The sequence below is a fragment of the Vibrio rhizosphaerae genome (assembly GCF_024347095.1).
GTDB lineage: Bacteria > Pseudomonadota > Gammaproteobacteria > Enterobacterales > Vibrionaceae > Vibrio > Vibrio rhizosphaerae.
Genome location: NZ_AP024903.1, coordinates 3009374 through 3025015, shown reverse-complemented (window position 1 = coordinate 3025015; position 15642 = coordinate 3009374). Strand labels below are relative to the sequence as shown.

General features: G+C 44.7%; 14 protein-coding genes. 4 read left to right on the top strand and 10 right to left on the bottom strand.

Going from position 1 to position 15642, the window contains the following annotated elements:
• Position 1 precedes the first annotated feature (1 nt).
• On the top strand, positions 2 to 421 hold the full coding sequence (gene rraB / locus OCV37_RS13225) for a ribonuclease E inhibitor RraB (protein ID WP_038185709.1): 420 nt from the start codon (positions 2 to 4) through the stop codon (positions 419 to 421).
• 121 nt (positions 422 to 542) lie between these two features.
• On the opposite strand, the gene OCV37_RS13220 is transcribed toward rraB, so the two are convergent.
• On the bottom strand, positions 543 to 1466 hold the full coding sequence (locus OCV37_RS13220) for a DMT family transporter (RefSeq protein WP_038185706.1): 924 nt from the start codon (positions 1464 to 1466) through the stop codon (positions 543 to 545).
• A 313-nt stretch (positions 1467 to 1779) separates the two neighbouring features.
• Between OCV37_RS13220 and OCV37_RS13215 the strand changes: the two genes are divergently transcribed.
• Positions 1780 to 2811, top strand: coding sequence for an iron-containing redox enzyme family protein (locus OCV37_RS13215; RefSeq protein ID WP_038185704.1), 1032 nt, complete (start codon positions 1780 to 1782; stop codon positions 2809 to 2811).
• A 133-nt stretch (positions 2812 to 2944) separates the two neighbouring features.
• Here the strand turns inward: OCV37_RS13215 and OCV37_RS13210 are convergent, their stop codons facing one another.
• The 9 genes from OCV37_RS13210 to OCV37_RS13170 form a co-directional block, all read right to left on the bottom strand.
• Entirely contained in the window at positions 2945 to 3469 is a 525-nt protein-coding gene (locus tag OCV37_RS13210; RefSeq protein ID WP_051680886.1) for a carbapenem self-resistance protein CarG family protein, read from the bottom strand.
• Positions 3466 to 4326 carry a DMT family transporter gene (locus OCV37_RS13205; protein WP_157635096.1) on the bottom strand — a complete coding sequence of 287 codons (861 nt, stop codon included), beginning with the start codon at positions 4324 to 4326 and terminating at the stop codon, positions 3466 to 3468. Before OCV37_RS13205 ends, OCV37_RS13210 begins: the two co-directional genes overlap by 4 nt.
• Before the next feature lie 98 nt (positions 4327 to 4424).
• Complete coding sequence (locus tag OCV37_RS13200; RefSeq protein ID WP_038185701.1) at positions 4425 to 5264, bottom strand: formylglycine-generating enzyme family protein; 840 nt, start codon at positions 5262 to 5264, stop codon at positions 4425 to 4427.
• Positions 5264 to 5536 (bottom strand): 2Fe-2S iron-sulfur cluster-binding protein, encoded by a 273-nt coding sequence (locus tag OCV37_RS13195; RefSeq protein WP_038185699.1) that lies wholly within the window; start codon positions 5534 to 5536, stop codon positions 5264 to 5266. Before OCV37_RS13195 ends, OCV37_RS13200 begins: the two co-directional genes overlap by 1 nt.
• 711 nt (positions 5537 to 6247) lie before the next feature.
• Positions 6248 to 7660 (bottom strand): glucuronate isomerase, encoded by a 1413-nt coding sequence (uxaC, locus tag OCV37_RS13190; protein WP_038185698.1) that lies wholly within the window; start codon positions 7658 to 7660, stop codon positions 6248 to 6250.
• Entirely contained in the window at positions 7660 to 9135 is a 1476-nt protein-coding gene (locus tag OCV37_RS13185) for a mannitol dehydrogenase family protein (RefSeq protein ID WP_038185696.1), read from the bottom strand. The genes uxaC and OCV37_RS13185 overlap by 1 nt, the downstream gene beginning before the upstream one ends.
• Before the next feature lie 12 nt (positions 9136 to 9147).
• On the bottom strand, positions 9148 to 11523 hold the full coding sequence (locus OCV37_RS13180) for a glycoside hydrolase family 31 protein (RefSeq protein ID WP_038185695.1): 2376 nt from the start codon (positions 11521 to 11523) through the stop codon (positions 9148 to 9150).
• 75 nt (positions 11524 to 11598) lie between these two features.
• Positions 11599 to 12900 carry a TRAP transporter large permease gene (locus OCV37_RS13175; RefSeq protein ID WP_038185694.1) on the bottom strand — a complete coding sequence of 434 codons (1302 nt, stop codon included), beginning with the start codon at positions 12898 to 12900 and terminating at the stop codon, positions 11599 to 11601.
• A 10-nt stretch (positions 12901 to 12910) separates the two neighbouring features.
• Positions 12911 to 13438, bottom strand: a complete 528-nt coding sequence (locus tag OCV37_RS13170; RefSeq protein WP_038185692.1) for a TRAP transporter small permease — start codon at positions 13436 to 13438, stop codon at positions 12911 to 12913.
• A 316-nt stretch (positions 13439 to 13754) separates the two neighbouring features.
• Between OCV37_RS13170 and OCV37_RS13165 the strand changes: the two genes are divergently transcribed.
• Both OCV37_RS13165 and OCV37_RS13160 read left to right on the top strand, forming a co-directional pair.
• Positions 13755 to 14744, top strand: a complete 990-nt coding sequence (locus tag OCV37_RS13165; RefSeq protein ID WP_038185689.1) for a TRAP transporter substrate-binding protein — start codon at positions 13755 to 13757, stop codon at positions 14742 to 14744.
• A 123-nt stretch (positions 14745 to 14867) separates the two neighbouring features.
• Positions 14868 to 15635 (top strand): FCD domain-containing protein, encoded by a 768-nt coding sequence (locus OCV37_RS13160; RefSeq protein ID WP_157635095.1) that lies wholly within the window; start codon positions 14868 to 14870, stop codon positions 15633 to 15635.
• The last annotated feature ends 7 nt before the right edge of the window (positions 15636 to 15642 follow it).

Below are 15642 nucleotides of genomic sequence, written 5' to 3'. Positions count from 1 at the left end.
CATGTCCCATGAAGACGATTATGTTTCTGTTGAGTCGTTGATCGAATTACAGAAAGAAGATACCCGAGAAATTATTGCGGCACTCCTTGAAGATGGCAGTGACCCTGAAGCGCTCTATGAGATTGAACATCACCTGTTTGCGGAGACATTTGAGCAGCTTGAAAAAGCCGCTGTTGAAGCGTTTAAAATGGGATTTGAGGTGTTGGAAGCCGAAGAAGTTGAAGACGAAGAAGACGGGCAAATGCTGTTTTGCTGCGATGCAACCATGCAGTCAGCCCTGAATGCCGAAGCCATTGATGAGCAGGCTGAAAAATTAATCCATCTGGCGGAGAAATTCGACATTATCTATGATGGTTGGGGGACGTATTACGAAGGGGAAGATGCCCTTTATCCTGACGATGATGAAGATGATGACGAATAAGAAAGACCAATAAGAATAGAAAGCCAGCGAGTGATCGCTGGTTTTTTTTGTGGTCTGGTTTGGCTATTCAAAGAAGGCCTTGAGGTATTTGCGGATCGCACATCTGCGAATGCTAAATTGATCATTTATGCTCAAGCGGGGAGGTCAGACTCGATTTTGGTTTGAGTTTTTTTGAACAAAACCAGATTCCAACCCCAATGAGCAACGCACTGACAATATGGTAACTCTTTAATTGAACGTCCAGAAAAACGATACTGAATATACCGCCTGATAAAGGGATGATATGCGTGTAGATTTCTCCTCTTGTCGCGCCGATCTCTCCGATACCTTTGTTCCAAAAGACATAAGATAACCAAGACGGAAAGAGTACTAAATACAGCAGACCAGCCAGAAAACTACCATGAGTATAGGCTGATAGACTGATAGGAGATTGAGTCGTGGTGTAGTACCAGACAATTGGTACTAAGATGACTGCGCCTGTAAAAGAGCTGACAGTGACGAAAGCATTACTGGGGATCGTTTTGTCTTTTAGCCGTAAGAAAGAACAATAAAATGCCCAGCTTAAGGCCGACCCCATAGCCCATAGATCACCGGTATTGATATGATGGAAGATTCGAGTATCGCTCACATTGCCTTTCATCACTAAAAAGAAAACGCCAAATGTACTCAAAATAACACCCAGAATATTATTCAATGTAATTTTATCTCTGAATATGACGCCATTGATAATTAACACAATCCCCGGTGTCGCTGACATATATATTGCAGCATTCAATGATGTAGTGGTTTGTAGTCCGATATAGAGTGTTAGTGGAAACAGAACCTGCCCAAAAACAGAAAGAAATATTATTGCAATAAAACAGTTTCTTATCTTGTTTAAATTGTTTTTAACTTGGTTGAAATACAAAAATCCAAGTAATATCGCAGTGAGTAACCATCGTGCTTCAGTCATAACAATCGGGTCTGCTTGGGCAACGAGTATATGACCAACAACATAATTACCACCCCAAAACATGGCAGCAAGGATTAATAAAAAATATGGCATTACAATATCCATTTAAATAATTATTAATATACAACAGGGGACAGTTGTGTATTGGTGACTATAGTCACATAATTCATTTGTTGTAATATTGTTTACTTTCACAGTTGGTTCTCATTAATCAGACGAAATATAAATATTATTTTTAATATCATTTTTTATTTGTATATTATCTTCTGTTTTAATGAGTTGTTAGGTAATGTTTACTATTTGTAATAACGTGATTGTATTGATTTAAATCAATGTTTTTAATATATTTTTGGTTTTTATTGAACACTATTTTGTGTAATTTAATAAGAATGAAAGGGATTTTATTATGTTCAATAAGATGCAAGTTGAATCATCATTTTCAAATGATGAATTTGGGATAACAAATAAGTTTCAAATGTTTATAAATGGCGTTTCTATTGATAATCATGAAAGGGATAGTTTGCTAAATGTAATTGATGACCTTGTTATAAAAGCTTTTGTTGATGGTGATAATACAGCACAAAAAATTGTCCAAAATATATTATTCATGATCTATCAAATTAATCTCGTTCATCCGCTCTCTGAGCCAGCTAAAATGCAATACGATCCTTTAGTTTGTACGCTTAGAATGAAAATTGAATCAAAGTGGTTGGAACATGAATTTTCTAATTCTCCTACGATGACTTATTCTGCTACAGATAGCAGCTTTGGCGAATATTTGAAATCTGTATGGACAAATCATATCGCTTCGCATCATGAACTTTTCGACTTCTTGGAAAAGAAATCGACTAAAGAACAATTGATTCTCTTTCTCAAAAGCGACAGTGCTCTAAACTTAATCTTCTTTGATCTCGTTGCATACACGCTTATTGGTGCCGAGCAGAATACCCGGGGTACGATTAGTGAGAATTTGTGGGATGAAGTCGGTCACGGTGATAACTTTTATACTCATGTCAACCTATATAAAGATGTTCTCAGTCGTCAAGATATTCAGCTACCGACAAACCATTATGTGGATTTGTATGATGAAGCTGGATTAGCGGGTCATAATGCATTTATGCTTGGGGGAATTAATCGTAAGCACTATTATAAGTTGTTAGGCGTTATGGCGATGACTGAGGTGCTTGACCCACCGCAATACATGAAGTTAGTTAAAGGCTGTTACCGATTAGGTTTACTCAGTGGCGATGTACACTATTACAATGAACATATCACCGTTGATATTAAGCATGGTGACGATTGGTTGTACAAAGTGATTGACGTCATTGTTGACGCTTACCCTGATGCAAAACAGGATTTTTATCAAGGTAGCTTGCTTCGCTTGCAAACGGCAGAACGTTACTATGATCAACTATTGAATAAAATCAAAAAGATATAATATTTAAGATATATTGTATCGGAATTATTCATGCCACATCACAATCAATGATGACGAAACTCATCAATGATCATATTCTGTTGCGTTAGTGATTAAAAGAAGCCTTGCTTGCAAGGCTTTCTTTCTTGTTCGGCTATTCAAAACATGTTTTGGGGCACTCGCGGATCGCTACATCTGCTGACATGTATTTATTTTTGCTTATTTTTTCCCCGACTTGGGTCCAGCCATATAGCGCAATTCCCGGGTGTTCCAGATTCTTTTCAATTTGATAGCGTTTGAATTTGAAGAACTGTTTTAAATGGGGCGAGTCTCCGGATTTAACTGCAACCACCAGATAGACCTGCTTTGATGTTTTGATAAAACCGAAACTCCTCACCAACACATTGGAAACCGAGACATTGATACCAAAGAGTGTGAACCGGTCACCTGCCGGTGTCGGTACAATCGAGTAGGTTGCATCGTTATTCTTGATATAAACCGAGAGGGTCGGATCCGGATGAGATGTGTTGTTATCAAACCTTGCATAAAAAACAGCATCGGGGATGCCATCAGCGTTTAAATCTATCTGGTTCAAGCCACTGTTTAACTCGAAGAAAGTGGCTGAAGAGTAAGCATATAAAGGAGATAAGAGCAGTACAATTAAGTATAGACATCTCATTTGTTGGCCGCCTCTTTTTGGGTTGCTAAATGAGTGCGGTTGATCATATAGGTATATAAGCTAGGAATCGCCAAACCTGCAAATGAGATGATAATTCCGGTGATTTGGTATTGATCAGGAATGAAACCGGTAAACATAGCGAAGATAGTGGCAAAAACCGGAATTAAGTTAAAAAATAATGAGGACTCGGTGGGGCCGATTTTTCTCACGGAGTGAACCCACAAGAGGTGAGGAATGCAGGTTGTAAATATCGCCATATATAGAATGAGCCCCCAAGCCTGAGTGTTTATTTCTGTCAATACGCGGAACAAGTTCAGATGAGATGAGCTCAGTAAGACAATACAAATTGAGCCAAAAAACATCACCACGAATGTTAACTGAAGTGGCTCGATTTGAGATCTGATTTTTGTGGAAAAAATGGTATAGACGCTCCAAGAAAGTGTGCCGACAAAAATGATTAAATCGCCTTTAATCATCAGCCAGCTATGATCCAGTGGTGAACCAATCACCAGAAAAACCCCAAGCATACAGAGTAAAAGCGCGATGACGTGAGAGAGATTGACTCGCTCTATGTGAAAGCGACTGGCAATAAATAAGGTCATCAATGGTGAAAGAGACACAATAAGTGACGCATGGATCGGTGATGTGTCGTTAAGCCCATAAAAAAGTCCCAGATTAAACCCTGCAATACCGAGTATCCCAAGGAAAAAGAGAAACATATAGTTTTTTAATGACATTGATGTGGCCGATTGCCGTCTGAAAAGGCAGACCCCGCCAAGAATCATCGTACTCAACACAAAACGAATCGAGAGTAACGCTAATGTGTCCACTTGCTGTAGTGCGATTTTTATCACCACAAAATTGCTTCCCCATAGGATGACAGCAATCAGGACGCCAATATAATATCGGTAGGCATGATTCAAAATAGATTTCTCACAGTGTCTGTCTCGGGAGTTTAAGGCTGGAAGGCATATCTCACTAACCGGAATCCTAAGTCAGGTCTTTTATGATGACGGGAATGGATATCGCAATTTGCCAGAGAGTCATCGCTGATAATAAAACTCCCACCACAGTAGTAGTAAAGGATGTTGTTACCATCGAGATTAAAGGCTTCTCCGGTCCATTCTGCGACATTACCGGACATATCAAACAGATTCAGTTCATTGGGTTGTTTCTGTCCGACAATATAGGGAATTTCTTGTTGTGATAAATCATCCGTTGGAAACCACCCGACCGTATCTGGTTGATCTGAGCCCGCGAATCGTGTTCCATAAGTCTGACTTTTTAATGCTTCTTGTCCCCCCCGAGCCGCAATTTGCCACTCAAAAATACTGGGAAGGCGATAACCAGAAGCGGAGTCATCCACGATGACAATCCCATCTTTGGGGCGTTCAAATATGGGATTATTATTTTTGTCTAAATAATAAGGAGTAAGCTTGGAATAACGGCTGAGCATATTTGAGAAAATAACCGCATCCCACCATGATACATTCGCAGCAGCTATGTTTGATTCTTCTTGATTTATTTTTCTAATGGTTTCCCCTTGAACTAAATGATTTTGAATTGCCCAGTTTTTAATCTGATCAAGTAATGAGCGTGTGACTTCAGTTTGCATGATATAGAAAGACTTTATCGTCACATTCGTATGTTTTTCATATGGCTGTTGACCAAAAACATCACCCACATAATAGTCTCCGGCTTGAACCAATGACTCTTTGAATTTAGGTATGTTATCAGTGGATGAAAAAACAGAAAAATTGATGGAATAAAGACATAAAAATAAAAAGTAACGCATCAATTAATAACCTCTATTTCAATTGGGGTTAGGGGGGTTGAACAGCAAGCTAAAATATAGCTGTCTTTTATTTCTGTTCGAGAGATTCCCCCTGAATGGTCCATATTAACTTGCCCTTTCTTTAATAACACTTTACAACGGCCGCAGAAACTAGCTCGGCAATTGTAGTGTAAATCAATGCCAAATTTCAGTGCGGTGTCTAATATAGGGTTTTCTTTATCAAGTGGAAACTCAATTATTTCTTTGTTGATGATACATTTGTTAATTTTCATTGTTATCTCTTGTCATCTAATTGGTTTAAATTTGATGGTGTTTTTTTATGTATATGAAAAGTATGGGTTTAACTATTTTTTATCATCGTAATGATATGTAAATAGCCATATTGTTTTTTTATCCAATTGATTTATATGTGCGTTTTTTAATGTTAAATTATCATTTGTTTTGTTACATTTTATGTAATTTTTCATTCGGTTAATATATGCTTATGAATCTTTTAATTAATTTTTAATGGGTGAAGTTGTTTTTAATAATATCGAAGTGTTATTTTGTTCTTTATGTAATTGTGTTATTTGTTACTCATTTTATCGTTTTATTACTCAACTATTTCATGATGGAGTCTTGGTACATAACCATCGAATTTGGTTCTAAAGGTGGTGATATTGTTTTCAGCGTCGTAGCCATATGCTCTGGTCCTAATACACTCAGTCCTACAGAGCCATCTGAGGAATGTGGAGGTTTGACTGGAAGGACGGTATTATCGATACGGTGGGGAGAATAGATCCTCAATGAGGAAGAGTCTTTCTACACAAGGATAAATAAAGGAATGAATCAGCGTGCTGCGCTATTGGAGCTCAAAAGCCTTGCAATAGCAAGGCTTGTTCCGTTTCAGATATTTTCTGTCAGGCCAGCGCGTTGTTGGTTGAGAAAAGCAAGCCACCTGAATGTACCGTTCACCAATGATGGCAAGATGCTTGATGATTCGGTTAATCCCGCGCTTCAAAATAGCGTTTTGCATTGCCAAAACAGATGTTTTCAACCATCGGGCCGAGTAGCGAGAAATCATTCGGCATTTCACCATTTTCAACCCAGTTGCCTAACATGTTGCACAGAATTCGTCGGAAATACTCATGTCGGGTATAAGAGAGGAAACTGCGTGAATCGGTCAGCATACCGACAAACTGGCTGAGTAACCCAAGTTGTGACAGTTGCTCTATCTGGCGCTGCATCCCGTCTTTCTGGTCGTTAAACCACCAGCCCGAACCAAACTGGATTTTGCCGGCAATCCCGCCGCCCTGAAAGTTACCAATCATGGTCGCCATCATTTCGTTATCTCTCGGATTGAGGCAATACAAAATGGTTCGGGGCAGGGCGTTGAGCTGATCCATCTCATCCAAGAGGTGAGCCAGTTCGAATGCAAACGGGCGATCACCGATGGAATCGAAACCCGAATCCGGGCCGAGCCGGGTAAACATCCGACTATTATTGTTGCGCTGTGCGCCAATGTGGTACTGCATTACCCAGCCAAGCGCGGCATAGCGCTGGCCCAGCCAGACGAGTACAGCCGTTGAAAATTGAGCACATTCCAATTCAGAGAGCGTTTCACCATTGCAGCGACGTGTCAGCAGTCTATCGAGGACTTTTTCATCTGGAATGGGCGCATAGCGCATCGTGTCGATACCGTGGTCTGCCGCACGGCAACCGTGGGCATCGAAATGAGCCAGACGTTTATCGAGAGCGTTCTGTAAGTCACTAAAGTGTTCAATATTGATATCTGCGACTTCACCGAGCTTGTGGATGTAGTCTGCGAACCCATCTTGCTCAATTTTAAATACTTTGTCGGGACGCCAGCTCGGGCAGACAGCAACATCAAAATCGCGATCCTGCGCAATGGTTTGATGGTGTTTGAGTGAATCGATCGGATCATCGGTGGTCCCGACCATGACGACATTCATTTGCTGCATAATTCCCCGGGCGGAGAATGCCGGTGTTGCCAGTTGCTCGTTACACTGCTCCCAGACTGACTGTGCCGTTTGAGGGCCGAGTAAGGTATGGGTGATGCCAAATGGACGGCGCAATTCGAGATGCGTCCAGTGGTAGAGCGGATTGCCCAAGGTTTGTGGCACGGTAGCCGCCCAAGCGAGATATTTGTCGTAGTCGCTGGCATTACCGGTAATCTGCTGCTCAGCGATACCGGCAGAGCGCATGGCTCGCCATTTGTAGTGATCTCCGGCTAGCCAGATTTGGGTCAGGTTATCGAATTGACGATCACTGGCAACCTCCGCCGGACTTAAGTGACAGTGATAATCATAGATGGGTTGATGACTGGCGTATTCATGATAGAGACGACGCGCTGTTTCTGTCTTCAGCAGAAAGTCTTCATCCATAAAATGTTTCATTATGCTTCTCCTGACAGTGCTGCGACCGTTGCGCGTGCACCATGCTCCAATAATGATTGATAAGCGCGGCTGACCGCTTCGATGACTTGTGGGTTTTGACCCAGCTCTCGAGGAAAGATTGCCGTCACACCGAGTAAGGCCGGGACCACGGATACATTGAGTCCATGTTGATCGCAGATTTCACGGAGTTGCTTGGCCATCGGATCGCGTACATCAATCTCCTTGCCGTGTTCATCGACACCGGCAACATAACGCATCCAGCCTGCAATGCCGGTTGCGATCCACGAAAAATCACTGCCATGTTGAAGATGATATCTCAGACTATGGCCGAGACGCTGTGGAATTTTCTGACTGCCGTCCATCGCAATTTGCCAAGTGCGGTGCTTGAGGCTTGGGTTGCTGAAACGTTCAATCAGCTGGGTGGCATAGGCTGTCAGGTCGGTGCCTTGCGGCATATTGAGTGATGGAGCCTGCGCTTTAAGCATCATGTCGAAAGCAGCCTGACGGTAGCCTGCATCTGTCATCGTGTCAGAGATATGCTCATAGCCACCGAGGTAGCCGAGATAAGCAAGAAACGAATGGCTTCCGTTGAGCATTCTCAGTTTCATCTCCTCATAGGGGACGACATCGTCAACAAACTCTGCGCCCGCCACATCCCATTCGGGACGCCCGGCAGCGAAGTTATCTTCAATCACCCATTGACGGAATGGCTCACAGGCAATCGCACACGGATCAGAGCAGCCCAGTAATGTCGCAATTTCATCGAGCGTGTCCGCAGTTGCTGCCGGAACAATGCGATCGACCATGGTACAAGGGAAAGTCGCATGGGTTTCGATCCAGAGACGAAGCTGAGGATCAAGTTGTTGGGCAAATTCAAGCACTGCTGCTTTGGCGACATGCCCGTTTTCCTGGATGTTATCGCATGACATGACCGTAAAAGGCGACAATCCGCGCTCACGCCGTCTTCTCAGTGCTTCAACAATATATCCCAATGCGGATTTTGGCGTGTTCGGGGTTTTTAAATCCTGCTGAATCAGTGAGTTATTTAAATCTAACTGACCGGTTGCCGGATCGATACAGTAGCCTTTCTCGGTGATGGTCATCGAGACGATTGCCACTTGCGGTTCCGCCATTTTCTCCAGTACCGCTTCAATACTGTCCAACTTCGGATGACATGACTCGGTCACGGCACCGATCACTTTGACTGTCGTTTTCTGAGCCCCTTTTTCTGCGACGGTATAGCAGTGATCCTGATGACGCAGGGCAGTGATCAAATCTTCACTGGTAAAGAGACTGACTTCGCAGATCCCCCAGTCGCTGGCGGTTTTTTGTAACATTTCATGGGTAAAAAGTGCCTGATGGGCGCGGTGGAATGCGCCGAATCCTAAGTGAACGATGCGCGTTACCAGACGGCTGCGATCATAGGTCGGTAAAGATACGCCTGAATTCAGTTGTGTATTCGCAATAGTCTTCATGTTGCTCTCTTCTCAGATTGAAATACGATGCCGGTTTTCAGTCACTTGACCGTTGACGATCAGTTGTCGGTGCTCTGTTATCGGTAGTTGAATCTCGACTTGGTCGTAATCCGGTTGAAAATCACCAGATTTAGAGACGGAGACCTGAACTGTTTTGGCATCGGTTGTCACAGCGACAGACAACTCGGCATACTGACCATCCTGATAGGCATAACTTTCTCCGTCATCATCAAAAATGGTTTGGGAGAAATGATGGACCCCTTGCGCAGGGAAAACCAACAGGACACGTTGTTTGTCATGTTGCGTGTTGGCGAGCCCCACTTCCGGGTTGAGTGGCAACACGCAACCGGCTTTAACCAAGAGTGGAATCGTTTCTAACGCAGCGGGTAGGGTGACGGTTTGTCCGGCGCTGAACCACTGATGGGTATAGAAGTCATACCATCCCAGCAGATTGTCCGGCAGATAAACTTCACGCTGGCGTTGGTTAGGTTCAACCACCGAGGCAACCAGCAGAGACTGACCGAGCATGAAGTCATCATTTTCCACCCAAGTCTGAGCATCATGTTCATGGTCGAGGAAGGTCGGACGCAGCATGGGTTGATGGTCATGGTGCGCGAGCCACAGGGCATCATAAAGATAAGGCATCAGTTGATAACGCAATGCCATGGCTTGACGAATAATGGGGATGACTTCCGGGTACATCCACGGTTCATTGACCGTTCCGTCATCATTCCATGAGTGAATGGTAAAGCGCGGATGCATCACACCATTTTGGACCCAACGAACAAAGAGTTCAGGATCGGGCTTATCACCGGAGAAACCACCGACATCATGACCCATGTTGTACAAACCCGATAAGCTCATGCCCAAGCCCATTTTGATGTTGTATTTGAGGCTCGTCCAATTGGTCCGGTTGTCTCCGCTCCAGGTCTGGACATATCGGTTCATGCCGGGACATCCTGAACGGGAGATCAGATAAGGCCGTAATTGTGGGGCGAATTCTCGCTGGGCATGGTACGACGCCTTCATCATCAACAGCGGTTGCAACGGTCTGATTAAGCTTACCGGAATCGGATTGCCAAACCCGCAACAGCGCGCATCGCGATCCCATATTTCATATTCATTGTTGTCGTTCCACGTTGCGTCGATGCCTTTCTCAAGTAGTTGTGTTGTCACATTATTTTTCCACCAATCTACCGTTTTCGGGTTGGTAAAATCGAGGTGAGATCCCTCGGCATCCCAGAAAACGGAGATTTCCGGTGTGTCGCTTTCCGAATCCTGAATAAACAGCCCTTGCTGTCTGACATCCTGATACATCGGGTGATCATGCAGTAAACAGGGTTTGATGTTTGCCGCAAGATTCAAGCCATGCTGGTGGAAGTAGTCCGACATCGCGTTCGGGTTAGGAACTTTGTCGTGATTCCAGTGAAAGACATAACGCTTATCGCCAATCGAGGTATAGCCTGACGAGAGTTGGAAAGAGTCGCACGGGATCTGATGGGCTGCGCACTGATCAACAAAGCTCTCCAGCAGTTCTTGTGCATTCGGCTCGTCGGTATAACGCATGGTCGAACCGCTGTAACCTAAACTCCACTTCGGGCCGAAGATGGTACCGCCGGTTAATTTGACGAACGAGCGGGTCACGTCAATGACTTGCGGGCCAAGAATAAAGTAGAAATCCAGATCCCCGTCTTCGGCGCGATAGCTGCGGTATTTGACGTGATAGTTGTCGAGCTCATTGCCCAAGTCGAACCAGCAACTGGCAAGGTTATCGTAGAACAGACCGTAGCTGACATTGTGTGGGGTGCGGGTGATGTAAAACGGGATGTGCTTATAAAGCGGGTCGGTTGAGCTGGCATTGTATCCCATCGCATCAAGGTTACGCATTTCAAAGCGACGGCCTTCACGGTTGAGGTCGCCGGTCTTTTCTCCGAGGCCAAAGTAATGCTCGTTATCGCCCCGATGCATGAAGTGGGCGATCCCTTCGCTACTTGTCGCAAGCTGAATCGCCCCGGTTTTACGATCATGGGCAAGGGGATGCCAGTCATTCTGCGCACGATAATGCCAGTGTAGCTGTAATGGTTGTGTGATGGTTAGCTTCAGTTTATCCGTTGCGATTTCCACCGAATTTTCATCGTGTTTTAACTGATAATCGGGCAGAGAATAGCCTTGCGTCGATATTCTTGCCCGGCCATGCCAGTCAATATCATCAGCGGCAGGGGAAACGGTCCAGGTTCTGTCGAGGCGTAAACTTTCATTTTTTTTGACTAACACGCGAAAGATATCGGGCTCGAGGACAAAAATATGCAGGGTATGCTTGGTATCACAACGAAGGATCACTTCGTTCCCCTGAGCAGAATCCCATTGCCAATGTTTTAATGTTTTCATGATTGAGTCCTTACACCGGGGCGTCCTCACAGTTCGCCCCCAAGAATATGTCCGCTCCTAAGAATACAAGCGAGATTAATAGCCGAGGAAGGCTTGGGGCAGCGCTAAACTGATTTCCGGAATATAGGTGACCAGCATCAGCGCAAGCACTAAAACGGCATAGAAAGGCAGCAACGGTTTGATGACTTTATCGATTTTCACTTTCCCTACCGAGCAACCGATGAATAGGGCACTACCGACCGGTGGTGTACAGATACCGATACAGAGGTTAAATGTCATCATGATCCCGAAGTGAACCGGATCCATGCCGAGATCCATCGCAATCGGCAGAAAGATCGGGGTGAAAATCAACAGGGCCGGGGTCATATCCATAAAGACCCCGACGATTAACAGAATCAGGTTGATAATCAGCAGGACGACCATCGGATTTTCGGATACATTCATCAGTGCATCACTGATCATGTAAGGGATATCAGCATTGGCCATCGCCCAGGACATCCCCATTGAGGCACCGATCAAGAGCAGTACAATCGAGGTGGTGATCACCGACTCCAAAATAATCGCCGGAATTTGTCTCAGGGTGACTTCACGATAGAACACCACCGCCAGCAACAGCGTATAAACCACTGCAATGGCAGAAGCTTCCGTCGCGGTAAAAATACCGCCGATAATGCCGCCCATAATGATGACAATCAGACCAAGGCTTGGCAGGGCATCAAGTGTTCTTTGCAGTACCATTCGCCCGCTGGGTTTTTCGGAGACCGGATAGTTGCGTTTTTTCGCAATAATTGCCGCGACAATCATGAGACCTAACCCCATGATCAGGCCGGGGATGTAACCTGCGAGAAACAAGGCGCCAATCGATGTTCCGCCGGAAATTAATGAGTAAACGATAAAGGTGTTACTGGGCGGAATCAGTAATCCGGTCGGGCAGGAGGTAATATTGACGGCTGCGGAATACGCCGGGTCATAGCCCTCTTTCTTTTGCAGTGGAGACATGGTGCCACCGACCGCCGCCGCAGAGGCGACCGCTGAACCTGAAATCGAGCCAAACATCATATTGGCGAGTACATTGACGTGGGCTAATGAACCCGGTAACTGACCGCCCAATACTTTGGCAAAATTAATCAGCCGCAGCGCAATGCCGCCCTGATTCATGATATTCCCGGCCAGAATGAAGAACGGAATCGCTAACAGAGAGAAGCTGTCCAGACCTGAAGCCAGTTTTTGTGAAATGACCGCAATCGCGGCATCAAAAGGGAGCGAAAGCATCACGGTCAGCAGTGATGAAATTGCAATACCAAATGAAATCGGGACTCCTAATCCCAAAAAAATAAAGAAGGTACCAAACAGAACAATGATAATTTGCCAATCCATGAGTCAGTTCCTATTTTAATTGGTTAGCCACAGAATCCACTTTATGTGACTTACTGCACATCAGGGTTCTCAGGTTGGTCAAAAAGTCCGTTGACAGATAAATCAACATGAAGATGCCGCTGAGGGGAATCGCCGCGTAAACGTATCCCATTTCGAGGTTGAGTGCCGGTGATACCTGACCGGTTTCCAGCACGTGTAGCATCAGCTTTCCTCCCCCGTAAACCATGATCACGCTGACAAAAATCAGGCTAATTGCATTAATGACAAGACGAAGAATACTGAGCTTAGCCGGTTTGTTCTCTAAAAGTTGTTCAAGTAATTCAATGGCTAAATGGCGTTTTTGCCCCAAGGTATATGCGGCTCCCATCAGGCCGACCCATATAAAAAGAAAGCGAGCAAGCTCGTCTGTGGTTGTACTGGGTGTGTTCAACACATACCGAGAGAAAACTTGCCAGACGACGCAAATCACGAGGACGCTGGATAAGCCGATGCAAAACAGCGACAGCCCTCGGTTAATGACGCCTATTAACTTGTCCATAATGACTCCTGGTAAACCAATTTTTGTTATATAAGCATGTAGGGGGTAATTATTTTCCTTAAAATCGCTTGGCATTAGAGCATGCCATACAAAAACAGCCTGTGATCGAACTCTCATTAACATTTGGTCTGAACAGTTGTGGTCGTTTTTTATGAAGTTGGTCAACCAATATAAAGTTTTTTATTGAAATTGGTCTGCATTGGCAGCTAACTTAATAGTGACCTACTGAAGATGAGATGAATAAGACATGGATTGCTCATCCGATAATCTGAAAGATAACGCATGAAAATAACATCACTCTAAAATGGAGAACATTATGCGGTTGAATAAAAAAACGCTGTCTACCCTGATGGCCTGTGTGGCGGCTGCTTCAATTTCTTTTACGGCATCAGCGACCACCATTCTAAAACTGAGCCATAACCAAGATAGAAATCACCCGGTCCATAAATCGATGCAATATATGGCAGAAAAAGTGAAAGAGTACACGCACGGTGAGGTGAAAATTCGTATCTATCCGAACGGCCAGTTAGGGACCCAACGTGAGTCGATGGAGCTGCTGCAAAATGGTGCTTTGGATATCGCTAAATCCAATGCGAGTGAGCTGGAATCATTTGAGCCAGCCTATGGCGCATTTAACATCCCTTACATTTTCCATGATCGCGACCACTTTTATCGCGTCCTGACCGGCAAGGTTGGTGACGATATCTTAAATGCATCAAAAGGAAAGGGATTCATTGGGTTAACTTACTATGATGGCGGTGCTCGCAGCTTCTACGCGAAGAAACCGATCAAGTCGCCTGCTGATCTGAAAGGCATGAAAATCCGCGTTCAACCGAGCCCTACAGCCGTCAACATGATTAAACTCATGGGCGGTTCACCCACACCGTTGGCTTATGGTGAATTGTACACAGCCCTGCAACAAGGCGTGGTTGATGGTGCTGAAAACAACGAAACGGCGCTGACCAACTCTCGTCATGGTGAAGTCGCGAAATTTTTCAGCATGGATGAACATACCATGATTCCGGATGTATTGGTTATCAGTGAAGAATCCTGGAATAAACTCACACCGGATCAACAAGTTGCTATTCGTAAAGCAGCGAAAGAGTCAATGATGTACCACAAAGATCTGTGGACCAAAATGATTGCCGAGGCGCAAGAAAAAGCGAAATCAGCAATGGGTGTTTCTTTCGTGAAGGTTGAGAAGCAGCCGTTTATCGATGCGGTTAAACCCATGCATGATGAAGCATTGCAGAATCAAGCGATTGCAAAATACGTGAAAGAAATTGATGCACTGGCAGCCGATTAAGCCAGACCACCAATGGTTGACCAATCTATATTGGTCAACCGATCTTTAGCATGCGATATCGTTGCATCCAGATCCAACAATACCTGTACCCCATACTAACGGAAGTGAACTAAGCGAGAGCATATGGGTATTCAAACCAACTTGAGTGTTCGTGTTGATATGATTGATCCACAGCGTCTTTATCAGAAAATCGGCCTTGGATTACAAAAACGGATTGCGTCCGGAGAATTCGGTCTCGGCGATCGGCTGCCGCCTGAACGGGAGATCGCTGAGGAGCTTGACGTGAGTCGTTCCGTCGTTCGCGAAGCCATTATCATGTTAGAACTGCAAGGGTTGGTTGAAGTCCGTAAAGGATCAGGGGTTTATGTCATTAAACTGCCGGACACATTACAAGAGCAGGAGCCAGCGTTAAATCGCAGTAGCGATGTCGGTCCGTTTGAATTGTTACAGGCACGACAAGTGCTGGAAAGTCAGATTGCAAGTTTTTCGGCATCCAACGTTACCAAGAATGATATTTCGCGTCTGCGTTACTATCTGGATCAAGAGCGCGTCAGTCTGGAAAATGATACCGAGGATTACGAATATGATCGGCTATTCCACCTGACGATCGCTGAAGCCTCTCAAAATAGTGTCCTGAGTGACATCATTCACGACTTGTGGGAGCGGCGCAATGATAGTCCCATGTGGCAGCAACTGCATTCACGTATTAAGAGCAATACTTACCGTTGTCAATGGCTGGAGGATCACGAGCGGATCTTACTGGCATTACAAAAGCGGGATCCGGACGGTGCCAGACAAGCGATGTGGCAGCATATCGAAAATGTAAAGCAGACGTTGTTTCAATTATCCGATATGGATGATCCGTTATTTGACGGTTATCTGTTTCGCTAATGCTTGG

Excerpts from the sequence above, each read along its gene's own strand:
- rraB (WP_038185709.1), top strand. The coding sequence starts at position 2 with ATGTCCCATGAAGACGATTATGTTTCTGTTGAGTCGTTGATCGAATTA.
- OCV37_RS13220 (WP_038185706.1), bottom strand. The coding sequence starts at position 1,466 with ATGCCATATTTTTTATTAATCCTTGCTGCCATGTTTTGGGGTGGTAAT.
- OCV37_RS13215 (WP_038185704.1), top strand. The coding sequence starts at position 1,780 with ATGTTCAATAAGATGCAAGTTGAATCATCATTTTCAAATGATGAATTT.
- OCV37_RS13210 (WP_051680886.1), bottom strand. The coding sequence starts at position 3,469 with ATGAGATGTCTATACTTAATTGTACTGCTCTTATCTCCTTTATATGCT.
- OCV37_RS13200 (WP_038185701.1), bottom strand. The coding sequence starts at position 5,264 with ATGCGTTACTTTTTATTTTTATGTCTTTATTCCATCAATTTTTCTGTT.
- OCV37_RS13195 (WP_038185699.1), bottom strand. The coding sequence starts at position 5,536 with ATGAAAATTAACAAATGTATCATCAACAAAGAAATAATTGAGTTTCCA.
- uxaC (WP_038185698.1), bottom strand. The coding sequence starts at position 7,660 with ATGAAACATTTTATGGATGAAGACTTTCTGCTGAAGACAGAAACAGCG.
- OCV37_RS13185 (WP_038185696.1), bottom strand. The coding sequence starts at position 9,135 with ATGAAGACTATTGCGAATACACAACTGAATTCAGGCGTATCTTTACCG.
- OCV37_RS13180 (WP_038185695.1), bottom strand. The coding sequence starts at position 11,523 with ATGAAAACATTAAAACATTGGCAATGGGATTCTGCTCAGGGGAACGAA.
- OCV37_RS13175 (WP_038185694.1), bottom strand. The coding sequence starts at position 12,900 with ATGGATTGGCAAATTATCATTGTTCTGTTTGGTACCTTCTTTATTTTT.
- OCV37_RS13170 (WP_038185692.1), bottom strand. The coding sequence starts at position 13,438 with ATGGACAAGTTAATAGGCGTCATTAACCGAGGGCTGTCGCTGTTTTGC.
- OCV37_RS13165 (WP_038185689.1), top strand. The coding sequence starts at position 13,755 with ATGCGGTTGAATAAAAAAACGCTGTCTACCCTGATGGCCTGTGTGGCG.
- OCV37_RS13160 (WP_157635095.1), top strand. The coding sequence starts at position 14,868 with ATGGGTATTCAAACCAACTTGAGTGTTCGTGTTGATATGATTGATCCA.